Origin of the sequence: Corynebacterium pseudotuberculosis, from assembly GCF_002155265.1 — a bacterium.
Lineage (GTDB): Bacteria > Actinomycetota > Actinomycetes > Mycobacteriales > Mycobacteriaceae > Corynebacterium > Corynebacterium pseudotuberculosis.
Map to the genome: position 1 here is coordinate 1,126,687 of NZ_CP021251.1, position 23,869 is coordinate 1,150,555.

At 56.0% G+C, this 23,869-nt stretch carries 23 protein-coding genes and 2 pseudogenes; 20 read left to right on the forward strand and 5 right to left on the reverse strand.

Features of this window, described 5'->3' with window-relative positions:
• Positions 1-28 precede the first annotated feature (28 nt).
• The 9 genes and pseudogenes from rsfS to CpATCC19410_RS05315 all read left to right on the forward strand — a co-directional run bounded on the left by rsfS (position 29) and on the right by CpATCC19410_RS05315 (position 6,633).
• Positions 29-496, forward strand: a complete 468-nt coding sequence (gene rsfS / locus CpATCC19410_RS05280) for a ribosome silencing factor (protein ID WP_013242438.1) — start codon at positions 29-31, stop codon at positions 494-496.
• 4 nt (positions 497-500) lie between these two features.
• On the forward strand, positions 501-1,244 hold the full coding sequence (locus tag CpATCC19410_RS05285; protein ID WP_013242437.1) for a histidine phosphatase family protein: 744 nt from the start codon (positions 501-503) through the stop codon (positions 1,242-1,244).
• A 13-nt stretch (positions 1,245-1,257) separates the two neighbouring features.
• Entirely contained in the window at positions 1,258-2,088 is an 831-nt protein-coding gene (locus CpATCC19410_RS05290) for a DegV family protein (protein WP_013242436.1), read from the forward strand.
• A gap of 125 nt (positions 2,089-2,213) precedes the next feature.
• On the forward strand, positions 2,214-2,831 hold the full coding sequence (locus CpATCC19410_RS05295; RefSeq protein WP_014300870.1) for a DNA uptake protein: 618 nt from the start codon (positions 2,214-2,216) through the stop codon (positions 2,829-2,831).
• A pseudogene (locus CpATCC19410_RS10980) lies at positions 2,776-2,910 on the forward strand (ComEA family DNA-binding protein); the annotation flags it as partial. The gene CpATCC19410_RS05295 and the pseudogene CpATCC19410_RS10980, both read left to right, overlap by 56 nt.
• Positions 2,907-4,574 carry a ComEC/Rec2 family competence protein gene (locus CpATCC19410_RS05300; protein ID WP_014401323.1) on the forward strand — a complete coding sequence of 556 codons (1,668 nt, stop codon included), beginning with the start codon at positions 2,907-2,909 and terminating at the stop codon, positions 4,572-4,574. The pseudogene CpATCC19410_RS10980 and the gene CpATCC19410_RS05300, both read left to right, overlap by 4 nt.
• Before the next feature lie 47 nt (positions 4,575-4,621).
• Entirely contained in the window at positions 4,622-5,584 is a 963-nt protein-coding gene (holA, locus tag CpATCC19410_RS05305) for a DNA polymerase III subunit delta (RefSeq protein WP_014401322.1), read from the forward strand.
• 10 nt (positions 5,585-5,594) lie between these two features.
• Positions 5,595-5,996, forward strand: a complete 402-nt coding sequence (locus CpATCC19410_RS05310; protein WP_013242432.1) for an ankyrin repeat domain-containing protein — start codon at positions 5,595-5,597, stop codon at positions 5,994-5,996.
• The gene (locus tag CpATCC19410_RS05315; protein WP_013242431.1) at positions 5,986-6,633 is read left to right on the forward strand and encodes a LysE family translocator; all 648 of its coding nucleotides are present in this window, start codon (positions 5,986-5,988) and stop codon (positions 6,631-6,633) included. Before CpATCC19410_RS05310 ends, CpATCC19410_RS05315 begins: the two co-directional genes overlap by 11 nt.
• Positions 6,634-6,732: 99 nt before the next feature.
• Here the strand turns inward: CpATCC19410_RS05315 and rpsT are convergent, their stop codons facing one another.
• Positions 6,733-6,996 carry a 30S ribosomal protein S20 gene (rpsT, locus tag CpATCC19410_RS05320; RefSeq protein ID WP_013242430.1) on the reverse strand — a complete coding sequence of 88 codons (264 nt, stop codon included), beginning with the start codon at positions 6,994-6,996 and terminating at the stop codon, positions 6,733-6,735.
• Between the two features lie 298 nt (positions 6,997-7,294).
• Positions 7,295-7,849, reverse strand: coding sequence for a type II toxin-antitoxin system PemK/MazF family toxin (locus tag CpATCC19410_RS05325; protein ID WP_013242429.1), 555 nt, complete (start codon positions 7,847-7,849; stop codon positions 7,295-7,297).
• A 192-nt stretch (positions 7,850-8,041) separates the two neighbouring features.
• On the opposite strand from CpATCC19410_RS05325, the gene lepA reads away from it, so the two are divergent.
• From lepA to CpATCC19410_RS05375, 9 genes and pseudogenes are all read left to right on the forward strand, one after another.
• Positions 8,042-9,889 (forward strand): translation elongation factor 4, encoded by a 1,848-nt coding sequence (lepA, locus tag CpATCC19410_RS05330; protein ID WP_013242428.1) that lies wholly within the window; start codon positions 8,042-8,044, stop codon positions 9,887-9,889.
• 94 nt (positions 9,890-9,983) lie between these two features.
• Complete coding sequence (locus CpATCC19410_RS05335) at positions 9,984-10,577, forward strand: hypothetical protein (RefSeq protein ID WP_013242427.1); 594 nt, start codon at positions 9,984-9,986, stop codon at positions 10,575-10,577.
• 139 nt (positions 10,578-10,716) lie between these two features.
• Positions 10,717-11,346, forward strand: coding sequence for an ATP-binding cassette domain-containing protein (locus CpATCC19410_RS05340; RefSeq protein ID WP_013242426.1), 630 nt, complete (start codon positions 10,717-10,719; stop codon positions 11,344-11,346).
• Positions 11,343-12,050 (forward strand): ATP-binding cassette domain-containing protein, encoded by a 708-nt coding sequence (locus CpATCC19410_RS05345; RefSeq protein WP_014401320.1) that lies wholly within the window; start codon positions 11,343-11,345, stop codon positions 12,048-12,050. Before CpATCC19410_RS05340 ends, CpATCC19410_RS05345 begins: the two co-directional genes overlap by 4 nt.
• Positions 12,047-13,279, forward strand: a complete 1,233-nt coding sequence (locus tag CpATCC19410_RS05350) for an MFS transporter (protein ID WP_014401319.1) — start codon at positions 12,047-12,049, stop codon at positions 13,277-13,279. The genes CpATCC19410_RS05345 and CpATCC19410_RS05350 overlap by 4 nt, the downstream gene beginning before the upstream one ends.
• A 10-nt stretch (positions 13,280-13,289) precedes the next feature.
• Positions 13,290-14,797 (forward strand): annotated as a pseudogene (locus CpATCC19410_RS05360) (ABC transporter substrate-binding protein).
• Between the two features lie 5 nt (positions 14,798-14,802).
• Positions 14,803-16,548 carry an ABC transporter permease subunit gene (locus CpATCC19410_RS05365; RefSeq protein WP_014401318.1) on the forward strand — a complete coding sequence of 582 codons (1,746 nt, stop codon included), beginning with the start codon at positions 14,803-14,805 and terminating at the stop codon, positions 16,546-16,548.
• Between the two features lie 82 nt (positions 16,549-16,630).
• Positions 16,631-16,783 carry a hypothetical protein gene (locus CpATCC19410_RS10835; RefSeq protein WP_014522864.1) on the forward strand — a complete coding sequence of 51 codons (153 nt, stop codon included), beginning with the start codon at positions 16,631-16,633 and terminating at the stop codon, positions 16,781-16,783.
• Between the two features lie 1,248 nt (positions 16,784-18,031).
• Entirely contained in the window at positions 18,032-19,354 is a 1,323-nt protein-coding gene (locus tag CpATCC19410_RS05375; RefSeq protein ID WP_013242420.1) for a YeeE/YedE thiosulfate transporter family protein, read from the forward strand.
• Here CpATCC19410_RS05375 and CpATCC19410_RS05380 read toward each other — a convergent pair.
• Positions 19,351-20,049 (reverse strand): YggS family pyridoxal phosphate-dependent enzyme, encoded by a 699-nt coding sequence (locus CpATCC19410_RS05380; protein ID WP_013242419.1) that lies wholly within the window; start codon positions 20,047-20,049, stop codon positions 19,351-19,353. The two genes, CpATCC19410_RS05375 and CpATCC19410_RS05380, sit on opposite strands and share 4 nt — an antisense overlap.
• 95 nt (positions 20,050-20,144) lie before the next feature.
• Here CpATCC19410_RS05380 and CpATCC19410_RS05385 point away from each other — a divergent pair, with 95 nt between their 5' ends.
• Both CpATCC19410_RS05385 and CpATCC19410_RS10985 read left to right on the forward strand, forming a co-directional pair.
• Positions 20,145-21,416, forward strand: a complete 1,272-nt coding sequence (locus CpATCC19410_RS05385; RefSeq protein ID WP_013242418.1) for an alpha/beta fold hydrolase — start codon at positions 20,145-20,147, stop codon at positions 21,414-21,416.
• Between the two features lie 29 nt (positions 21,417-21,445).
• Positions 21,446-21,580, forward strand: coding sequence for a hypothetical protein (locus tag CpATCC19410_RS10985; protein ID WP_014401314.1), 135 nt, complete (start codon positions 21,446-21,448; stop codon positions 21,578-21,580).
• Here the strand turns inward: CpATCC19410_RS10985 and CpATCC19410_RS05390 are convergent.
• Together CpATCC19410_RS05390 and CpATCC19410_RS05395 are read right to left on the reverse strand one after the other, a co-directional pair.
• A complete protein-coding gene (locus tag CpATCC19410_RS05390) occupies positions 21,572-23,005 on the reverse strand; it encodes an ATP-binding cassette domain-containing protein (RefSeq protein WP_013242416.1) in 1,434 nt (477 codons plus the stop codon). The genes CpATCC19410_RS10985 and CpATCC19410_RS05390 overlap by 9 nt on opposite strands.
• Positions 23,002-23,865 (reverse strand): ABC transporter permease, encoded by an 864-nt coding sequence (locus CpATCC19410_RS05395; RefSeq protein ID WP_013242415.1) that lies wholly within the window; start codon positions 23,863-23,865, stop codon positions 23,002-23,004. The genes CpATCC19410_RS05390 and CpATCC19410_RS05395 overlap by 4 nt, the downstream gene beginning before the upstream one ends.
• Between the last annotated feature and the right edge of the window lie 4 nt (positions 23,866-23,869).

Below are 23,869 nucleotides of genomic sequence, written 5' to 3' on the forward strand. Positions count from 1 at the left end.
TTAGGCTCGATTTAGGAAAGGACCCCCTGTGACCGCAACCCAAGACATTATTCGCTTGGCTTCCCTTGCAGCACGTGCTGCAGATGAGAAGCAAGCAACCAACATCGCAGTGATTGACGTCTCCGATGTTATGGCTATCAGTGAGATATTCGTACTAGCCTCCGCTGACAACGAGCGCCAGGTACGTGCCATCGTCGAGGAGATCGAGGATGTGCTCACTGCAGAAGGACACGAGCCAAAGCGCCGTGAAGGAAACCGGGAGAACCGTTGGGTGCTGCTGGACTATGGCATGCTCGTTATTCACGTACAGCGCAATACCGAACGTGACTTCTATGGGTTGGATCGCCTCTATCAAGATTGCCCGCTCATTGAGGTCGAGGGCGTAGAGACGATGGATCGCCCAGAAGAATGGGCCGATGACATTGACGTACGTAACGTAGAGTCTCTCGACGAGATCCCCCTCGCCGGTGAGGAACCCGCCGAAGAGGAGCTCTAGTTCCATGACCCGCCGTCTTATCCTGCTCCGCCACGGGCAGACTGAATACAACGCGACGCGTCGCATGCAGGGACACCTTGATACTGTGCTTTCCGACGCCGGTTGGGCGCAGGCTGAAGCGGCGGCGGACTTCCTGGCTACTCTTCCCATCGGAAAAATCATCTCCTCGGATCTTCTCCGTGCTCGCGATACAGCAGCTGTGGTGGGTAAGCGGCTAGGGGTCGACGTGACAACGGATCCTCGGCTTCGGGAAACCGATTTGGGAGAGTGGCAAGCAAAAACTACGGACGAGGTGGATACCGATTATCCTGGCGCGCGCGCTATTTGGCGGCATGACGCCACCTGGGCTCCTCCCCGTGGGGAATCGCGACTGGATGTGGCGCACCGAGCACGTCCGGTTATTGACGAGCTGATGCAGGAGTATCACGAGTGGGATGATACGAGCGTGCTCATTGTGGCTCACGGCGGGACAATCAGTGCATTGACTTGTCATCTTCTAGGTCTGGATGTTAGCCAGTATCCGATATTCTCGGGTCTTAATAACACTTGCTGGGCGCAGCTCACGGCACGACCTGAATTCAAAAACCCCCATATTGTGAGCCAAGAGGCGGAGGAAAAAGCCTATGCTTCCCAGCTCACAGCCCGTTTTACTCCGGAAACCGCCTCGCGTGCGCAATGGTATCTTGACGGCTGGAATATGGGAGTGAGCCTCGGGCGAATCAACGTTACGCCTTCAACAAAACCATAGTAAGGAGCCTTTGATGCCGGTCAGAATCATCACTGACTCCTCGTCGGGGCTGCCGCACGATGTGGTAGAGGAGTTGGGGATTACCGTCCTTGACCTCCACATCCTCCGTGGGGAATCAGAGGTATCAACGTCTGGCCTCACGGCCCTGGAGCTTGCAGCTGCTTATGCACGGCAACTGGAACGCGGCGGCGATGAAGGTGTAGTTGCGCTGCACCTTTCTAAGGAACTCTCTTCTACATGGTCGGCTGCCGTTGCTGCTTCTGGTGTTTTCGACGGATTAGTCCGCGTGATAGATACCGGAACCGCAGGTATGGCCGTGGGGGCTGCTGCTATGGCCGCTGCCCGTATTGCGCTCGACGGGGCTTCTCTAGATGAATGCGAGGCATTGGCACGAGATACTCTTATGCGTTCTGAAACGTGGCTTTACCTGCACCGAGTAGATGAGTTGCGAAAGTCGGGGCGCATTTCTGCGGCGACCGCGGTGGTGTCTGCTGCATTGGCTACCAAGCCCATCATGAAGTTGCATAATGGAAAAATTGAGTTAGCTGTAAAAACACGTACTCAATCGAAGGCATTTGCCAAGCTTTCTGCTGTTATAGCGGAGCGCTGCGCGAGCTATCCGGCTTTTGTAGCGATTCAGCACGTTGACGCAGAAGAGGCGGCGCACAGCCTGGCAGAACAACTAAAACTAGCACTGCCCAGCGGCTCGAGTTTTATGATTACTACTCTTGATCGCAGCGTGGCGGTTCATTGTGGAACAGGGGCTTTAGGGATTTCCGTTGTCTTCTCTGAGCATTCTGTCCCTTCAGAAGCCATAGATACTCCTGAATCTAATCAAAACTAGTCTTAAAACATAACGCCTCACGGAGTTATCCACAGGAAAGCGGATGGCGGGAGCGCTATCCACAGAAAAAGGTTTTTCCCTGCACTACGGTGGCAGCCTATAGTCACAGGGCTTACCGTGAGCCCATGAAGCGGGTGCAGAAAAAGGCGATGGGGAGGCTGCGCGAGCTCACACGTCCCACAGGAACTGAAGACGTAATGGACGTGGATTTTCCCCACGGGGTTCGATGGGAGATAAGCAAAAAGCATGCAGTGATATGGGTGACTGCTTTGATCGTGGTGGTGGGAGCGATTGCGCTGATTCGTGGCGGGGACTCCGCAGTTACCGACAAAGCGCTCAAGCCTGCGGATCTCGCTGAGAGAGCTTATACACAGGAACAGTCCGCTACTGCGACGTCTGAAGCGATGGTAGTAGTCGCAGTTGTTGGAGCGGTAGAAAAATCAGGGCTTTATACTTTGCCCGCTGGAGCCCGGGTTGCGGATGCCCTCCACATAGCCAACCCAGATGCCGACTCAGACCTGCGCTCTTTGAACCAGGCACAAAAGCTTGTCGACGGCACCCAAATTAGCGTTCCTAGCGCTGGTGAGCCGCACTCTCAGATGGTGCCAGATACGCCTGTTTTATCTACCCAAGAAGGTGGAAAAACAGCTCTAAACAGCGCAACAGCTGGCAGCGCTTCCTGGAGTAGGGGAGAAAACCGCAGAGGCGATCATCGCGCATCGGCAGCGCATAGGCGGATTTAAAGACATTGGACAGCTAAAAGACGTCAAGGGAATTGGGGCCAGAAAATTTGAGGCCTTATCGGGGAGCGTGACGTTATGACTGAGCTTCGGTTAGTTCCCACTGCAGTCGTAGCCTGGCTTTGCACTCTAGTTGTCCTGTGGAGCAGAACTCCGTGGTGGGCTGTGATCGTAGCTGCTTTGGGGGCAGTGACGGTGATGTGGTGGGATCGTGGGCAAGCGATTGCTGTGGCGGTGGGAGGGGCGTCGATAAGCATAGGGTGTTGGCTGAGAGTCCTTACTGCAGATACCGCTCAGTTTGGTAGGGAAATCACTGCGCGGGTGAGCACTGCTATGCAAGAAGTACGTTCCGGTTGGATGTTCCGTGCACGAGTTCCGGGGTTTTCCGAGCCCATTCCAGTGTTGCTGCGAAAACCAATAGCGGGATTAACCCCGGGGACAGAAATAACGATGACGGGTACAGCAACAACCAGCAGGAATGTGGGTCTAGGCAGGAAGTTTTTCTTTGCTGAAGATATTAAGGTGATACACGGCCCGGACGGCATATACGCGATAAGTGCCTTTCTCCGCGCACGTTTTAATGATCGTGTGACAGCTTTGGCGGATTCACCCTCGCAGGGGCTGATACCAGCCATGATTATGGGGGATACGTCGCTGCAATCGGCAGAAGAAAAACAAGAGTATATCGCCACAGGTCTTGCACACCTTTCTGCTGTGAGCGGGGGAAACGTAACTATTTTGACCACCACAGTTATGTCGCTTCTGGCAGCGTGTGGGTGTAGCCCACGCATACGTAGGTGGGGTGCAGGCAGCGCACTTGTGGCTTTCGTGTGTGTCGTTGGGCCGGAGCCTTCTGTGCTAAGGGCCTCTGTTATGGGTGGCATAGGGCTAATTGCAGCGATGAACGCATCGAGAACCCCACCTATTCATGCTCTGTGCCTAGCCGTGATTTGTCTTCTTCTCTGGGAACCTGGGCTAGCTGCTCATTACGGGTTTGCTCTTTCCGTAGGGGCTACCGCAGGGATTATCGCTTTGTGCCCCTTGATCTATCGGCCCTTGGCTCGCGCTAATCTGAGACGAAAACAGGTGTGCATTCCCGACATTATTTTGCGATCGATAGCGGTTGCAGTTGCCGCAGAATTAGTAACCGTTCCACTCGTAGCCATGATGGCAGGTCGCATTTCTCTGGTGTCAGTTCCTGCCAACATTATCGCTGCCCCTGTAGTTCCGCTCATTACCGTGATCGGTCTTGCGGCCGTTGCGCTCGTGTGGATTCCTCCCATCGATTGGCCGGTGATCCAGCTTCTTGATCTACTCGCCAGCTGGATCGGCATAGTTGCTCACTGGTGTTCCTCCTGGAGGGGATCAACATTGGGGGTACCGATGCCCGAATCAGCGCTGTTAGGAACCCTCTGGGTGACTATTGCTGCGGTATGGGTCCTGCTGGCTTTCCAATCCCAAAAGGCATGGCCGCTAGGCATCGCACTGCTCGTTGCAGCCCCCGTTATCGTACAAACCCCACGCGAAGTTGATTACCAAAACTTACGCATCGCAGTGGTGGAAACCGCGGATGATGCAGAAGCAGCTCCCACAGATATCGACCTCATCGTTGTCAAAGAAAAAACTAAGCCGCACAAACGGCCTGTTATGCGTCGCGACGGCATCCCTGTTCTCTTTCCCCACGGGGATGGAAACGTAGCTTTGCTTGTCGACGGCACCCAGAAAGCCGCCGACGGGCACTTCTGAGCAACAGTGCCCGCCGCTATGGCACTATTGTCTGCGTGGGTACAACAGTGGCACCAGTCCATCTTGTTCTTGGCGACGACGAATTTCTAGCTGAACGCGCACGTCTGCGCGTTATTAACAGCATCAAAGCTCAAGCCGGTGATGACATCACCGTGTCTTCTCTTCGCGCTGGGGAAGTGAATCAGTCAGAACTTATCGACTTATTGAGCCCCTCCCTTTTCGGCGAAGACCGAATCATCGTGCTGAACAAAGCTGAAGAAGCTGGCAAAGAACCGACCCAGCTCATTCTCTCTGCCGCAGTTGACCCAGGACCCGGCATTTACTTGATAATCGTCCACTCTGGTGGAGGCCGGCAAAAGGCAACGATCCCCAAATTCAAAAAAATCGCTGAAGTTCATGCAGCCAACAAACTCAAGCCCAGCGAACGCGTCCCGTGGGTAAACGCGGAGTTTCGTGCACAGGGAGTCCGTCCTACTCCTGACGTAGTCCATGCGCTCTTGGAAGGCGTGGGCTCTAATCTACGGGAATTGGCATCAGCGATTAGTCAGCTGATAGCAGATAATAATGGTGAGATAACTGCGGCAAAAGTCCGTGATTACTACGTGGGCGTTGCAGAGGTCTCTGGATTCGACGTGGCAGACCTCGCATGTTCGGGCCAAACACAGAGAGCGGTGGCCAGCGCGCGCCGGGCATTGCAATTGGGGGTTAGCCCTGTGGCGCTGGCTGCGGCATTGAGCTACAAGATTGGTGGAATCGCTAGGCTCTATTCTGCTCGTGGCCGAATTGATTCCGCGGGGCTTGCTCGACAATTAGGGATGGCGCCGTTTGTTGTTGAGAAGACAGCTAAAGTTGCACGAGCGTGGAATGGTGATGCGATTAGTCAGGCTGTCATCCTCATGGCTGATCTTGACGCTAGCCTCAAAGGACATGGCCCCAATGGGACTCTAGGCGGCGACCCGGATTTTGAAATAGAGAATGCAATCCGGCGCATCTCTGAGCTAGCCCGCTAAAATATTGACCGTGAATGACAAACGTGTACCCGAAGACGTCCAAGAGCTAGCATCCAAGCTTTTCGACATGGCCCGCAACGGCGACACCACTAATCTCTCTGCCTATATCGATAACGGCGTAGACCCGAACCTTACCAACCAAGACGGTAACAGCCTGCTGATGCTGGCTGCCTACGCAGGACATCATGAGACCCTCGACGCCCTCATCTCCCGTGGGGCAAACGTAAACCAACTCAATGGGCGTGGGCAGTCGCCTCTCGCAGGAGCCGTGTTCAAACAGGACATGACCGTGGTGGAAAAACTGCTCGACGCCGGGGCGTTTCCCCACGAAGGGCATCCCAATGCCATCGACACCGCCCGGATGTTCGGCTTAGACGAACTCGCAGCCAAGCTCTCACAACATGGAGCTTAACCAGCTCGGGACCCTGGTGCTCATCAGCCTTGTTGGCATGGTGACCCCTGGGCCCGATATCTTTTTTGTCACTCGTCTGGCCACCAAGTCGCGTCGACACGCGTATGCTGCGGTATGCGGCATCACGATTGGGGTCACTATATGGCTTACGCTGACAGTATTTGGCGCGACTGCGCTGTTGACCGCCTATCCAGCGATCTTAAGCACGATCCAGTTGGTGGGAGGCCTCTGGATTCTGTGGATGGGGATCCAGCTGCTGTTGTCGTCGCGGGCGCAGCTCCGTGATGGTGGGGTTACGGTGGCAACGAATCTTGACGCCCTCGTGGGGACTCCGAGGAGTTGTCTCCGGCAGGGGCTTTTCACAAATTTGTCTAATCCCAAGATCATTCTTTATCTTGCGGCGATTATTGCGCCTTTTCTTCCCTCAGCGCCAAGCATCGGGACGGCGTTATTGGTGATTGTGACACTAGTGACGTGCACATTTGGTGGCTTTATGCTTTTGGCTACCTTGATTAGTACAAACGCGATGCGGGTGAAGCTACTTAAAGCTGGTCCGTGGATAGACCTGGGTGCTGGTCTCTTCTTTATCTTTGCGGGTTGTGGTTTGGTCTTTGCCGGAGTCACTTCCTTTTTCTAATCAAGGTCTCTTGCATCATTTTCTGTGTTTCTGCACGAATAAGCGCCCGGTATTTTGAAGCAAAACTTCAGATACCGGGCGCTTATTCGTGCGTAGAACTTAAGCCATCTTGTTCAGTGCGTGAGCCATGTTGGACTTCTTGTTTGCCGCGTTGTTGCGGTGGAAAACGCCCTTGGTCACGGACTTGTCCAGTGCGCGGGATGCGACGCGGAGCTGAGTCTCAGCTGCGGTCTTATCGCCGGCAGCGACAGCCTCACGGAACTTGCGGATCTCGGTGCGAACAGCGGAACGAATGGTCTTGTTGCGCAGACGAGCCTTCTCGTTGGTGAGAACGCGCTTTTTCTGGGACTTGATGTTTGCCATAGCAATACCTCTTAATTTTCTGTTGAGTCTTTTTTCGGACTGCAATGAGCTAACTCGTGGAGCGTGTTAGCCGATCTGTTCTCGCTATGAAAGCGGACCCAAGGTCCTGACCGCCTTGCGGGAACATCCGTCAAAAGAACATAAATGGACAACGAGCGAGAATCTTACCAGCTCATGGGAGAAGGAACAAACATTTTGCTCGTGGCTAAGGAGATATAGGAAACACAGGTGGGCGGAAGAAAGTCAATGTGGAGAAAAAGTGGAGAAAACGAAACTCGTCGGTTATAGGTTTCTCATGTTATTCCCAGCCAAATTCCCCACGAAGGCGGTTGGCGATGCGTTCAAAGCGCCTAGCCGGCATGACCGCCCCTGAGCGTCGAATATCGGCTTCCGGCACTGAGACCACTTTGTCCAGACGTACCCAGCTTTGCCGCCCTGCTTCATCCCAGGGGCCAGCGCCGATGTCGAGCCAGTGGTCGTCGTCGTTATGCGTTGGATTGGGGGAGATGAGGAGGCCTAGAACTTTGGGACCGTGACGTCCTACGACAACAATGGAGCGTTCGCGGAGTTTTTTGGGGGAGCTGTCGCTCGGGGCCCAAAACCATACGACTTCTCCAGGATCGACTTGTCCGTCCATGTTGGGGGCATAGAAGATGGTGCGTGCGCATTCTTCGGAGGGGCGTACTTTGCAGGAGACGATGTCCATCCGGTGGAAGCGCCGGTGCTCGTGATCGAGTCCGATTCGGTCATTAAGTCTGTTCAGGCCGCGATCAAGTGGGATATTGGATTCGCGTGTGAGTATGGTGACGAGTTTACTTAGCCAGCGCATCTTCACTAGGTCTTTCATGCCCATGCTCCCATACCCTAGCCCTCAGATATTGACTTTGCATGTGTTGTGTAGCTTTTAAGGTCTTTTGTGGGGAGTGTCGCGTTGTGCTTTTGCGTGCGGGGGCTGCTGAGATGCTAGCGCTGTGTTGCCCGAGTGAGGTTCGGGTCAGGTAGTGTTAGGGGGAATTCACAAGGAAAGGTACGAGTAGTAACGCCCATGGCCGACAAATTCGCGGAGACGACGTTTACGGATCCCTCGCAGATTCGCAACTTCTGCATTATCGCTCATATTGACCACGGTAAGTCCACCCTGGCGGACCGCATTTTGCAGCTGTCCAATGTTGTCGACGCCCGCGACATGCGCGACCAATACCTGGATAACATGGATATTGAGCGCGAGCGTGGCATCACCATTAAGGCGCAGAACGTGCGTCTTCCATGGGTTCCGCGTTCCGGCCCACTTGCCGGCCAGCAGATCGTCATGCAGATGATCGATACTCCTGGCCACGTGGACTTTACTTATGAGGTCTCCCGCGCACTTGAGGCTTGTGAAGGCGCGATTTTGCTTGTCGACGCCGCCCAAGGCATCGAGGCTCAAACGCTGGCAAACCTTTATCTGGCTATGGAAAAAGACTTGGAGATCATTCCAGTCTTGAACAAGATAGACTTACCTGCTGCCGACCCCGAGAAATACTCGTTGGAGATAGCCAACATCATCGGCTGCGAGCCCGAGGATGTTTTGAGGGTTTCCGGTAAAACCGGCGAGGGCGTGGCGGAACTCCTGGACAAGGTCGCCGAGTTGGTTCCAGCTCCCACTACTGATTTTGGTTCGGAAGCGCCTGCTCGAGCGATGATTTTCGACTCGGTATATGACACCTACCGGGGCGTGGTCACTTACATTCGTATGATCGACGGCAAGCTGACCCCGCGCCAAAAGATTCAGATGATGTCTACCGGCGCAGTCCACGAGTTGCTGGAAATCGGCATTGTTTCCCCCACGCCTAAAAAATGCACAGGTCTGGGTCCCGGCGAGGTGGGGTACCTGATCACCGGTGTGAAAGACGTGCGCCAATCCAAGGTGGGCGACACTGTTACGTGGGCAGTCCACGGGGCGGAAGAACCGTTGCAGGGGTATGAAGAGCCTCGTCCCATGGTTTATTCCGGTCTTTTCCCGATCTCCCAGGCTGATTTCCCGGACCTGCGGGATGCTCTGGAAAAGCTTCAGCTTAACGACGCCTCCCTCACCTACGAGCCAGAAACCTCCGTGGCGCTGGGCTTTGGCTTCCGTTGCGGTTTCCTCGGACTTCTGCACATGGAGATCACCCGTGACCGCCTGCAGCGCGAGTTCGACCTTGACCTGATCTCCACGGCGCCGTCGGTAAACTACCGTGTGGTCGCTGAGGACGGGGCAGAAACTCGGGTTCATAACCCTTCAGATTGGCCTGCCGGGAAGCTGCGTGAAGTTTATGAGCCGATTGTGAAGACCACCATCATCGTTCCCTCTGACTTTGTGGGCACCACTATGGAGCTGTGCCAGACTAAGCGCGGAATCATGGGAGGAATGGATTATCTCTCCGAAGACCGCGTGGAGCTGCGCTACACCATGCCGTTGGGCGAGATCATCTTTGACTTCTTTGATCAGCTCAAGTCCCGCACTAAAGGCTATGCCTCTCTCAACTATGAGGAAGCAGGGGAGCAGATGGCAGACCTGGTCAAGGTAGACATCCTCCTGCAAGGCGAGCCGGTCGACGCATTCTCCGCCATCGTTCACAGGGATAACGCTCAGTGGTACGGCAACAAGATGACTAAGAAGCTCAAGGAACTGATTCCTCGTCAGCAATTTGAGGTCCCCGTGCAGGCAGCAATTGGTTCTAAAGTGATTGCTCGTGAGAATATTCGGGCTCTGCGTAAAGACGTCCTGGCAAAATGCTACGGCGGCGATATCTCTCGTAAGCGCAAGCTGCTGGAGAAGCAGAAGGCCGGTAAGAAGCGCATGAAGAACATCGGCTCGGTGTCCGTGCCGCAAGAAGCCTTCGTGGCAGCTTTGTCCACGGATGAGGGCTAAACACCGCCTGTAACACGCACGAGTTCTCCCGACACATACCCCCTGTATCGGGAGAACTCGTTTATTATTCCCCACGGGGATAGTTTTTGAATCTATGGACATAGGATCACTAGCGGAATGGGCGGGAGCTTTGAGCGGCCTCGCGGCGCTGTTCGTCGCGGTCCAGGCGAATCGGCAGTCGAGAAAATCTGAAAAGTATGCCCGAGAGACAGAAAGCTTGAGCGTTGAACTCAATAGGCAGATTCGTGAGGAACAACGACAAACCGAGCTTGCTATGCACAAGCGCGAGCAAGAGCGGGATCACCGAGATATGGAACGCGATCGTCGTCTGATCGCAGGGGGATTACAGGCCTGGTGGGCCTACCGCGACCAACAAGACACATGCCAGCAGTGGGGCCTTGTTGTATCCAATGAAGGCTCGCAGGTATCGATCTTCTACAACGTACAGATCGACGTAGAGGTTCAGGGAATCACCACCCGACCTTTGTGCATAAAAGTACTTCCACCAGGTCGTTATTTTGCTATCAATAGGTTTGAGCAGGGGTGGGAGCTTCCGGAGGAATGTGGGTCTTCGCAGACGCACGCGCTGTTATCGAGTACCAGGCATCAAGTAGTGAGGATTAGCTTTCAGGATTCCTTGGGAAAGCGCTGGGTGTGGAATCCTCAGGAAGGTCTGAATCCGGGTTAGGTGCACACCTGTGCTTGCGCTAAGCTAACCGGCGACAAAACTATTGAAAAACGAATTGCGTTCAATAGGATCAATAGGATCGGTGCGTCGCCCTCGGGGTTGCGCCGGGAAAACCGCCCAGGCCCGTGAGGAGTAAACCGTGGAATGCGACTCCACTGAGCCGATCGTTAGTGTACGGGGCCTCACCATAGCAACATCGTCTGGTACGACGCTGCTGAGCGTGGATAAGTTTGATATTTTTCTTGGCGACAAAATCGCGATCACTGGTCGCAGCGGCTCAGGAAAAACTATGTTGTTGCGTGCGTTGTGTGGGGCAACGACGCCGGGAATCGTCGTCACAGGCGATATCAAGCGCGCACGCCGTACGTCGCTGATCATGCAGGATTCTTTGGGCTCGCTTAATCCTTTGGTGCGCTGCAATAAACAGGTGCGATTCATGGCTGCGTCCAAGCAGGTGGCAGAGCAAGCCTTGACCAGCTGCGGCATTACCGGCGAATTGGGGCGCCGCTACCCGTTGGAACTATCAGGCGGGCAGCGCCAGCGCGTGGCAATCGCGGGAGCTCTTGCGTCGCACCCCGAGCTTTTGCTTGCCGACGAGCCGACCTCAGCCCTCGATCCCATAGCCACACTCGAAGTAATCGATGCGTTGGATACATTCCATGAGTCCACGGGCGGTGCAGTAGTGGTCTCTACTCACACTATGGGGGTGGCTAAGCGACTGGGCACGAGGCAGCTGCATGTTGCCGACGGAAAAGTGGTAGAGCTATGACCAGGCGAGTTCTTGTAAAATTTTGCCAAGCTACCGTGGCTGGGCGCGTCGAAAAGCTATCTTTTGAGGTGAATACGGGCGCGAAACTCGGAGTCATCGGGCCGTCGGGCGCCGGCAAAACCACGCTGATTTCCCTCATCACCAAAATGATCGCCCCGGATTCCGGCAGCGTGAGCGTCGACGCGGCAGTGGTGGGCTACATTCCTCAAGATCCTGGTTCCTCGCTGTGCCCACGGATGACAGTGTCCGAGTGCATCATTGAGCCGCAAGTGATTCGGCTTCGTGGGCAGGCGGGGAGCACGGAAAAACTCAACCACTTCCGTGGGGAAATACCCGGCCTTTTGCAGGCACTTGGGCTAGATCCGTCGATAGCAGGACGCAAACCCAGGCAGCTCTCTGGTGGGCAACGCCAGCGCGTAGCTATCGCCCGTGCTCTGCTGGGATCCCCTGAACTTGTGATCGCGGACGAGGCCTTTTCAGCTCTGGATGATGAGACCTCGCGGCTATTGCAGACGCTGCTCATAGAAACCGAAGCAACAGTTATCTTTGTATCCCACAATGTTGCCGCGCTGCGTGCCATGTGCGATCAGCTTCTTGTGATGATTGACGGAACAGTTCGATATATCGGCCCAGCCGACCTGGTGAAAACGAACGACCCTGAAGTACAGCTATTTCTCCGCGCAGCCGTGGAGCTTGATCAGTGAAATTAACTCATCTTCCCATCCACATCTCTACGCTGCTTGTCACCCAGATGCTCTTTAACATCGGGTTTTACTTAGTGGTGCCATTTATTGCAGTTCAACTCTCAGAAAACCTTGGGGCTGCGGGCACCGTGGTCGGTTTGGTTTTGGGGATTCGTACATTTAGCCAACAAGGATTGTTCTTCCTAGGCGGCGGATTAGCCGACAAATATGGCGCAGGTCCCATTTTGTTGATGGGCGTTGCCATTCGGGTGCTGGGCTTTATCACCGTGGGGCTAGCTACCGGCATTGGATCGATAACAGTTGGCGTGGTGTTGATCGGATTCGCCGCAGCACTATTTTCTCCAGCAGTGGAATCCATTTTTGCCACTGAAGGCTTTACTTTGGAAAAACAGGGTGTGATTACGCGCGCACGGTTGTTTGCCTTAGACGCGTCTTATTCCCGAATGGGCTCGTTGATGGGACCTTTGCTGGGGGCGGTATTAATCCCCCTAGGCTTTTCGACGGTCTCATTCGTCGGTGCTGCCATCTTCACCGGGATCTTTGCCATGCATACACTGCTATGGCGCCGCTGGAATAAGAGCACAATTCCCCACGGGGAGGGTTCTCCTTTGGGAATGATCGCAGTATGGGCGAGCGTGATGAGCAATAAAAAGTTTGTGCTCTTTGCTGCTTTGTATTCCACTTATCTGCTTGCTTATAACCAACAGTATCTTTCCCTCCCGGTGGAGCTTCGGCGTGCTACTGGCTCGGATAGCTCGTTGGGCTGGTTTTTTGCCGGCGCGGCGATTTTTGTGATTGCTCTGCAAACGAGCGTGACCCGCTGGGCTGAGAAGCAGCCTTCCAAAGTGGTCCTAGGCAGCGGTTTTGGTCTTATGGCTGTGAGCTTTGCCGTGGTCGGGGCTGCATCAGGGATGACTGTGCACGGTTGGGCAGCGTACCTGCCAGCGGTGATCATGATGCTGTTGCTGCATACCGGCATCATGATCGCGGTCCCGATAGCCCGAGACCTTGTTGGTGACCTAGCCGGTAATGAGAATTTAGGTTCCTACTACGGATTCCTCAACAGCTTCGGAGGCCTGGCAGTTCTATTGGGCTCTGTGGCCGTGGGGGCGACATTGGACAAAGCGGAAATCACGCAGCCGGCGGCCGCAATCCCGTGGCTGACTATGACTGCGCTGCTTGCCGTCTCGGCGGTGGGGCTTGCCAAACTTAAAGAAAAAAGAAAGTAGACATTTAACAATGAAAATGAAGAAACTCGGATTGGCAGTTGCCACCCTGACCGTTGCCGCGACTCTGTCTGGTTGTTTTACCGACTCAGGTTCTGACTCCACCGACGGACAGACCTTGCGCGTTGCGCTGCAGTTCAAGCCCGTCGCTGATTTCTCCCCGTTCTCCGACGACTCCGTGCTTAACCTGCGCATGGGGGTCGCGGAGACCCTGGTAACCCTTGATGAGGATGCAAAGCTTAAGCCAGTACTCGCTGAGAAGTGGGAGATGAAGGATGACCGCACTGCTGTGCTTAGTCTGCGCCAGGGCGTGACATTCCACGATGGAAGCAAACTCGACGCAAAGGCCGTGAAAATGCTCTCGACCACGCTCTTTCCGCAGCTACCCGACCAAAGGGACTCGGTAAGGCAGACCTCAAGGTTGAGGCCACCGGCGAGCATGAGGTGACCGTCACGTCGCCCAAGGCTGACCCCATTTTGGTTCAGCGCTTCTCTGACCCCGGCACCGCCATCCTTGCTCAAGCCGCATACAAAGGGGAGAATTCCGACCCGTTTGCCCACGGGACAGGGCCCTTCAAGCTGGTCAAGAAAGAGACCGACGGTTCCGTCACCGCTGAGGCCTTTGGCGACTATTGGAACGGCAAACCCAAGACCTCCGCTCTGAAAGTCTCCTTCATTGAAGACGGCGCAGCCCGCGCCAATGCTTTCCGCGCTGGTGACCTGGACGTGGTTAAGGGAGTCCCCGTGGTCTCGTTGCCAGAGCTTTCCGACGCCCACATCACCGACGTCCACCTCCCACGCGCCGTGCTGCTCCACCTCAACGCTGAAAAGGGCGTGTTTGCAGACGCCCACCTGCGTGCTGCTGTCGCGGGTGCCATCAAGACCGAGCCCATCGTGGAGAAAATCTACGAGGGTAAAGCCAACAAGACGCAAAGCTCTCTCTTCAACCAGGACACCGAGTGGGCTGCAGCTCAGAAGGCTAAGTCGCTTGCAACGGAGGCTCCTAAGGCCGATGCGACTCTCGGGGCGGGCAAGACTGTTCGCCTAGCTACCTGGGACTCTCGCGCGGAGCTCCCCGAAACCGCGAATCTCATCGCCGACCAGCTTCGTGCTTTGGGCTTTAACGTGGAAATCACGGTCGCCGATTACGCGTCCTTGGAAAAACAGCTTCTCGACGGCTCCTTTGATGCCATCATCGGATCCCGCAACTACATGTTTGGCGCCGGCGATCCTCTTGCATTCCTAGAGACCGACTTCTCTTGCGAGGGAGCTTATAACCTATCGCGCCTCTGTGATCCGAAGATCGACAAAGAAATTGCCGACGCTAAGGGCCAGAAAGACCTCAACACCCGTCTCCAGAACGCCGCATCCATCGGCGCAGACATCGTGTCCACCGGAGCCGTCGTCCCACTGGCCCACGAGCAATTGCTGATCGCTTCTAAAAACGTAGAGGGCCTGTCTACCGATCCCATGGAGCGTTCCCTGATCACAGAAAAGACGGAACTTTCCGCTAAGAAGTAACCCACATGAGACCGCCTCGTCTTCGCACACGCACGCTCGCTACTGCGAGCATTGCTGTAACAACATATCTGCTAGCCCTCGTGGCCACCTCCTTATTACCGTGGTTCACGGGGCGCGAGCCGGCTTTTGCCGTCCTCCGTGCCCGCGAACGCGAACGCGAGGCAACTCCCGAGTTACTTCAAGCGATCCGGGAGGAATTCGATCTTCCCCAGACTCCGTGGGAATCGGTGTCGCGGTGGTTTGCCGGCCTCTTCCGTGGGGAATTTGGGGTTTCATGGACCAACCCTGCGCAGGATGCCTGGCAGCAGGCCACCCACGGATTCGGGATTACAGCCACTCTTACTTTTGCCTCCACGATGCTGTGTTTGGTGGTGGCCCTGATGATAGTGGGGCCACGCCTGGCCGGGGCAGCTCGAGGTAAAAGCGCTGGGGCGGCAGCACCTCAAGTTTTGGCGGCGCTGGCGGCGCTTCCGGATTTTGTTGTCGCTGTGATCGTGTTGTGGTTTTTTGCCTTGACTCTGCGCGTGTTACCCGTGGGAGGGTGGTCGTCGCCGGCGCACATGGTGTTGCCGTCGTTGGCCCTGGGGGTATGCGCTGGTGGCGTCTATGGGCGAGTGCTCCTTATCTCTGCTGATTCCGCGATACAAGAGACCTGGGTGGAGTCGTGGCGGATCAATGGCGTGGCGCATTCTCGCATCGTCCGCCAACTGCTGTGGCGTTCCTTGGTTCCCACGATTCCTCTGCTCACCCTTTTCTTTGCAGGAACGCTTGCCAGCACCGCGGCCGTGGAAGTTACCTTTAATATTCCCGGTTTTGGTCGCACCGTGGTGGACTCTGCGCTGAGTTCTGATCTTCCTGTGTTACAGGCTGCAGTGTTCGTGGTGCTTGTTGTTGGCGCAGTGAGCGGAATCGCTGCAAATTGGCTGCGGCGCTTCATCTTGCGACGTCTGGAAAGCGACGTGGCAGGGGCGTCGTTAAGCTCAGGCATGAGTGCAGGCACCAGCGTGTTGTTTGACCGCATCAGCCTTGTCGTGGCCGTGCTTCCGCTCGTCGCAGTGGGCGTAGGCGTTGTGCGTAGCGGCGCGATTAACACCGACGACCGTTTTGCCGGGTATTCCCTTAGCCATCCGCTGGGAGCAGATCAGCTTGGCCGCGACATCTGGGCCAGGCTTGCCGACGGCTTTGCCTATTCCGTAGGAGTCGCCATCGCAGTGACCGCCACCTGTGCGCTTATCGGGCTGATTGCTGGTCATCTGGGGTCGTGGGTGCTGCATATTGGCGATGCTCTCAACGCTTTCCCCGCCGTACTCCTCGGCCTCATTTTGGCTGGGGTCCTAGGTCCTTCCACCAGCACGGCTGCAGTTGCAGTGCTAGCCGTTGGCTGGATTCCGCTGGCCTCTCACTGTGCAGCGGTGGTGCAAGAGGCAAAAGCCAGCGGGCATTATCGTTTCGCCGCAACGATGGGAGCCACCCGATGGCATCTGCTGCGCCACCATGTTGTGCCGTGGACTGCGCCGGCAGTAATCCGCCACTCCGTGGGGAGAATAGCTCACAATGCGATCTCGCTGGCGGCGTTGGGATACTTAGGTGTGGGGGCCAGCGTCGGAAGCCCTGATTGGGGCGTGATTCTGGAAGAATCTACGCGTTATTTAGAACGCGCTCCGTGGATGGCACTCGGTCCGATGGTGTGTCTTGTGTGCTTGGGGGTTGTGGCGGCTGTGGCTACCGATACTTTTGAACGTAAGCGGTGATCACACCCCGTTATCCGCTATCTGCCCATGAACGCGCGCAAAAAGCTCGGCGGAAGCCGCTATGCCGAGGTCATGGGTAACCATGACCAAAGATGTGCCTGCCGACGTGACCCCCGTGGAGCAGATCCATCACGGTGGAGTATGCGCCTACGTAAGTAATACCCCGGTAGTCGGGGCATTAGTAGACAAGCCTAATCCGGTGGAGCGCCGGCTAAATCGACGATCGTTTCGTTAGAAATGGCATCACCGTGATAGCCGGCGGCCCATACAATGAAAAACGGAGGCCCTGTAGCCCGTAGAAGCTTTCTTAAAGAAGAAAGCTAACCGCCATGAGCTCTGTGTATGTAACTTTCGTTCATCCGCAAGCAGCATGTCTTCCCATAACCGAGAAACAGCTGTTCCTGGAGCAATCGGTTCATCAATCGTGTCTAGTGCCAATCATGTCTAGCGCCGTGGAGTAGCTGTACAAATCCCACTCATCTTCATTGAACGAGCCATCACTCTGGTTCTTAAATCAAACAACAAGTTTTCGCGAACCAGAGCATTCGACTCGGGGTATTCCATATCGGCAACGAGATAAACTGCCGTGAATTCTTTGATACGTTCAACCCGTTCCAAATACCGGACGTAGCACTGGGGAAGATCATGCTTCCGGGGTAGGGCAGTCGTTTTGAACCTTAATGAAGGCTCTCTTGTGTTCCGCAGTCACGCAAGTTGGCGCTGTATTATTAGAGGCGGCTAAAAGATTTGCACGTAGAGACCGTTCTACGGTGACTCTCACGGATTGTTTGTCCTCCAGAACTGACGCATCGATAGCTTTTGTCTCACCAGAGGACAATTCGAAGACTGACTCCTTAGTTAACGAATCCCTACTAGATAGTTGGCTTGCATCTTGAGCAACTGCACTGCCCGGAGCGACAAGTGCAGTTGCGACACAACTTATGGCTGCCAAAGCCCCTTTTGTTGATGAATTTTTTTACCGCAATCTTCCTTGATATGTTGTCAACCTCTTGGGGTGGGCTGTAAGAGGGAAGCGTCTTTGCATTTGTCACTATCTGGTTGGACGAGTTCGATACGCTGAGTTCGGAGTATTCTGCCCCGCAATGGATACGTTTTCCCATCTTTGATCGCAAGCTCCGGATTACGCGCCTTATGGTTACGTGCGAAAGCCGCAAGACGTACTTCGCAGGAGGCGGAGGACCCACTTCCGGTGAATCATCTGTCCTCGTAGACCATTCTCGAACACCAGGTAGGTTCCAACGAGTGCGGATCCCATTGGGTCGATTAGTTGCGTGTATACCCGAGTGAGGTATTCGTCGACGCCGCATAGTTTCCCCACGGGGGTAAAGGTGAATTTTAAAAAATCGCAGCAAACCCCTATTTATTCAAAATAGACAGAATTGTCTTTAAAATCCTTGTAGTTCTAGACGGATATGTCTACCGTGTGTGGGGTACGCATCCCAGACCAAAAGGAATACCCCTCATGATTGCAACAGGTCTTCTCCTTGGCGCAGTGCTCGGCGTTGTTTTGCAGCGTGGTCGCTTCTGTGTCACCGGAATGCTCAGAGACATTTATCTTTTAAAAACGTGGCGCGGCTTTGTGGCGCTTCTTATTGTGATTTCCGTGCATGCGGTGGGCTTATCGGCGCTACGCACGCTCGGTGTCATCACCACTCCAGTGGATGCGTTCGCGCCTCTTGCCGTTGTTATAGGTGGCTTTATTTTCGGTATCGGCATTGTGTTGGCCGGTGGTTGCGCCTCCGGGACGTGGTATCGCTCAGGGGAAGGATTGGTCGGATCCTGGTTCGCGCTGCTCTTCTATGGCATATCGGCTGCCGCGATGAAGACCGGAATTCTCCACGGGGGAGCGACCTGGCTCAAGGGATTTACCATCAACGCAACCACCATTCCTGATACGTTTGGGCTCTCCCCGTGGTGGTTCGCGATTGGGCTTTCGCTGCTTACGGTGTATTCGGTGTGGTATTACCGCAGCAAAGATGGGGCGAGCGTGGCCACACTTGGGCGCACTGGATGGAAGCGCCCGCTGAGCTTGAACACGGCTGGTCTCCTCGTGGGGATTCTCGGGGTGATTGCATGGCCGCTGTCGGCTGCTACTGGGCGTAACGACGGCCTAGGCATCACCACCCCAACAGCGCACTTGACTAGTTGGCTCACCACGGGCGACGCAAAATTCCTGAATTGGGGGACGCTGCTTGTTGTGGGAATTCTTGTAGGGTCGTTTGCTTCGGCAAAGGCCACGGGTGAGTTTCGGGTGCGGGTGCCGGATGCGACGACCTCGATACGCTCGATCGCAGGTGGCACGCTCATGGGCATAGGTGCGGCGCTTGCTGGCGGATGCACCGTGGGGAATGGCATGGTACAGACCAGTCTGTTTAGTTACCAGGGGTGGGTGGCGCTGCTGTTCATCGGGCTAGGAGTTGCCGCTGCCGCGAAGGCATGGCTCAAGCCTACGCAGAAAACTCGTGTGAACAGCACCTTTGAGGTGGCGCCGGCGGGGGTGAAGGTGGGCGTCGATAAGCAAGGATTGCGCGCAGTAGCACCGGGCACATACGTGATAGATACGCTGGGTGCGGTGTGCCCGTTCCCGCTTATCGACGCAAAAACCGCCATCAACCAGCTCAGCGACGGGGAAGCGCTCGTCATTGACTTCGACTGCACCCAAGCCACTGAAACCATTCCACGATGGGCCGCCGACGACGGTCACGCCGTCACCGATTTCCATGAGGTCGGCAGCGCCGGATGGCAGATCACCGTGGTGAAACACGGCGCCCTCCTGCGCACCTAACCCAGATATTCCCCACGGGGGCCAAACAGCGCGCTGCCTACCCGCACACTCGTCGCGCCCTCCTCGATTGCCCATTCAAAGTCGCCGGACATACCCATCGATAACTCGGTTGCGGTGGGGAAGTACGGCTGTAGGGTATCGCGAAGCTCGCGCAGCTGCACAAACGATGACCTCACAACGGCCTCCTCGGGGGAATTCCTAGCCATTGTCATCAGCCCTCGTACGTGGAGGCGGTCATAGTCGGCTAGCTGCCCTAAAAACTCCGCAGCCTCGGCCGGAGCAATGCCGCCTTTCTGCACCTCCCCGGAAGTATTAACCTGAACAAATACCTCTAGCATGCGGTCTGCAGCCTCTAGCTTTCTCTGCAGGGCGTCGGCCAGACGTAGCGAGTCCAACGCATGGAACTCCTGCGCCCACGCCGCCACCTCCTTGGCCTTATTACGCTGCAGCCGGCCAATCGCGCACCACGTCACTCCCGACACCTTGCTGGCTTTAGACGAAAGCTCCTGCGGCTTATTTTCACCCAACACCGTCATCCCCGCAGCCACCGCATCCCGAACTACCTCCACCGGATGAGTCTTGGTCACCGCGATAAGCCGGACCTCTGCGGCGTCGCGTCCGGCGCGCTCGGCAGAATTGACGATTCTTTCCAGAACAGCCTCGTGGGCGAGGCGGAGAGCTTCCACGTTTTCCATGCCCCAATCCTATCGTGGGGAAATAAAGATCTCGGTGCACGAATGCGAGGCACACACAGGCGCGGCTTATACCGCACAGCATCTCGAGGAATACGATGAACGCCATGATGAGCCATTACCTTGGATGCACAGTTCATGAACACACCCTGGAGGTCCCTTGGGACCCACAGAATCCGGAGCTGGGAACGTTTGAGCTTTTTGCCCGCGAGTTGGTGCCCTCTGGCGGAGAAGATTATCCGGCCTTTCTGTACCTTCAAGGAGGTCCCGGCTTTCCGGCTCCGCGCCCGATTTCTATCAGCGGTGTAATCAAGGAAGCACTGAAGACGCATCGCGTGGTTCTTTTAGACCAACGCGGGACTGGTCGGTCTCATCGCATCGATTGCGATACCCTGAGTGCTGACGCAGACAAACTGCACCTTTTGCGCCAAGAATTCATCGTCCATGACGCCGAGGCGTTGCGGAAAGCTTTGGGAATCTCCGCATGGACGCTGTACGGACAAAGCTTCGGCGGATTCTGCGTCGCTTCCTACCTCTCGCTTTATCCGGGCTCTGTTGCCACGTCCTATATCACTGGTGGCCTCCCTGCTCTTGAGGCTCACGTGGACGATGTATATCGTGCCACCTACGCGACCATCGCCCGGCGCAGTGAGGAGTTCTATAGGCAATTCCCGTGGGCCGAAGCACGCATCAGAGAAATCTGCCATCACCTTGATCACTCAGATGAGAAACTCCCCACGGGGGAGCGGCTTAGCTCGAGAAGATTCCGCACCATCGGCAGTGATCTTGGTAGGTCGGCGGGTTTCTATTCTTTGGCGTATCTTCTGGAGAGCCCATTTCAGAGATCCGGGGAGAAAAAGCTCAGAACTGATTTCCTGGCGGCAGTTGGCGCAAAAGTAAGCTTTGCTAGTGCCCCGCTCTACGCCGCGATACACGAGTCGATTTATGGTGGGATCGGCGGGGCAAAGACGGCGTGGTCCGCCCACCGCCTCCGTGGGGAAATAGCGGGGTTTGCGCAGGATGCTGATCCGCGAAGCTCTGAGAAGTTTTATCTCACCGGCGAGCACGTTTATCCGTGGCAGTTCGAGGAGGATCCGGCCCTGGTCCCGTTTGCTCAGGCTGCGCAGGACTTGGCCATGCGGCGGTGGGATGCGTCACCGTATCGCCCGGAAGTGCTGGCGCAGAGCCCCGTCGTAGCCGCGTGCGTGTACGTCGACGATGCCTTTGTGCCCTATGAGTATTCGCTGCACACCGCAGATAAGCTTTGCGACGCCCGCCTCCACATCACCAATCAGTATCAGCACGATGGCATCCACTGGGCTGGCGAGGAGATCCTGGCGATCCTCAAAACTAAGGTTGCGGATCACTAATGTGACCCGCGTGGTTTAAACTCATTCCCATGAATAATCCCGTTGTTCTTTCCGCCCACGAAGTTGAGGCGTTTGATCAGCTGGCCCACGTGGTAGAAGGGCTTGATTACTCTGAGGAACACATTCTTGATCCCAGCGTGTTGCTGTATATAACGTCATCCTAAGTGGGGGATTGCCGCTAAGAGTTGTTTGGTGTATTCGGCCTTGGGATTGGTAAACACCTCGTCTACAGGGCCGGCCTCCACGATACGACCTTCGTGCATCACCACCACAGAAGAACACACGGAGCGGATCACGTTGAGGTCATGCGAGACAAACAAGAGGGTGAGATGGCGCTCGTGAACCAGCCGGTCTATGAGTGTGAGAACCTTCTTTCGTACTGAGACGTCGAGGGCTGAGACGGGTTCGTCGGCAAGCAAAATATCTGGAGACGCGATCAGCGCGCGAGCTATGGAAATGCGTTGGCGCTGACCTCCCGAGAACTCGTGGGGAAAACGGTGGAGAATCTCCCCGCTCAGACCTACTTCCTCCAAAACTTCAACGATGCGCTCGTCGCTAGCGCGGGGGAGCGGCTCGGCTACGATCTCGCGGATGGTCATGCGGGGATCCAGAGACCGCATGGGATCTTGGAAAACCATCTTTTTGGTGCCAGAGACTGAGATCGTGCCGGATGTGGGACGTGTGAGTCCCGCGATCATCTTTAACAATGTTGTCTTTCCGGAACCCGAGCCGCCCACAATGCCGACTCTTTCCCCACGGGAGACGTGGAGATCGACGCCGTCGACCGCCTTGTGCCGGCGATAGTGCTTCTTTATGTCCCGCGCCCGCACTATGGATTCATCGGTAATGAGAGCCGGTCGCGCAGGAGGGAGCTGGGAGGCGTCGATAAGCATGCGCGTATAAGAGTGGGCGGGGGAGCGGAGAACCTGCTCTACGGTTCCTTCCTCGATGACCTCGCCGCCTCGCATCACCAGAATACGCTCGCATGTGGTAGCCACCAGACCCAGGTCATGAGTGATAAAGAGCAGGCCAGTTCCACGTTCGGCGACCAGGCGCAAAATTAGGTCGACAATCGCCTTTTGGGAGGTCACGTCCAAAGCAGTGGTTGGCTCATCGCACATCAGCACGTCGGGGTCATGGGCCAGAGCCATAGCGATTAGTACTCGTTGGCGTTGTCCTCCCGAGAGCTCGTGGGGATAACGCCTGCCGAGTGCGGGGTCGAGTTCTACGCTCGAGAGCAGCTCCGCAACCTTCCCCCGTGGGGAAACCGAATGGATTTTGAGCACCTGAGCAATCTGCTTATCCACTCGCATGAGCGGGTCGAGAGCCGTCATGGGCTCCTGGAAAACCATGGCAATTTTGCGACCCCGGATACGGCACATCGCTTTCTCCGACAGCGCCGTGAGCTCTTGTCCATCGAGCTGAATGGAACCCGACGCATTGATGAGACGCATGATGGAGAGCGCGGTCATTGTTTTGCCCGAGCCTGATTCTCCAATCAAACCGACGCGCTCGCCACGGTCGACTGCCAGAGCCACATCCTTGAGGATTCCCGTGACAGTGAGATTGCGGACTTGGAGAAGCGTCACGATGAAGACTCCTTAGAAAAAACTGCAGTGCGGCGAGTGGAACGCGGGTCGGTGAGATCGCGGAGGCCGTCGCCAAGCAAGTTAAAACCTAAAACGGTAAGTGCGATAGCAAGCCCCGGCCATACCGCCAGCAGCGGCGCCGTGGCCAGTGAAGACTGCGCAGACTGCAGCATGCGACCCCAGCTAGGATCCGGTGGTGGCGTGCCAAGCCCTAGGAAGCTCAGGCCGGCCTCGGCAAGAATAGCCAGGGCAAAGGCCACTGACGCCTGGACCACCACCACACTCAAAATGTTGGGAATCACGTGGCGCATTGCGATGGCGATTTCCCCACGGGAGGCGTCACGGGCTGCAGCGACATAATCCTGCGCCATCACCTGCATCGTCGCCGCGCGCGCCACCCGAGCAAAAGCCGGAATAGTGGCCACTCCGATAGCCATCATCGCGGTCAACGTGGTGGCCGAAAACATCGCGGTGGCCACAATCGCCAGAAGCAGACCCGGGAACGCAAGCAACAGATCTGCGCCGCGCATGATCACCGAATCGATCCAGCCGCGCCTCATCCCTGCCCACACACCGAGTGGCACCCCCACGAGCGCTGCCACAGACACCGCGACAATCCCCACGAGGAGAGTGATGCGAGATCCCACCATCAACTGCGATAACACATCTCTGCCATAGCGATCTGTGCCCAAAAGATGGCTTATCGACGGCCCCTCCAACCGCGACCCCGGCATAACCCGAAGCGGATCATAGGGCGTCCAGACCAAGGAAACTAATGCAATAACAGCAACGACGATAACGATCCCCAGCCCGATCTTGCCGCCGAGCGAAAAACGACTACTGTAACGACTACCGCGCATGAAC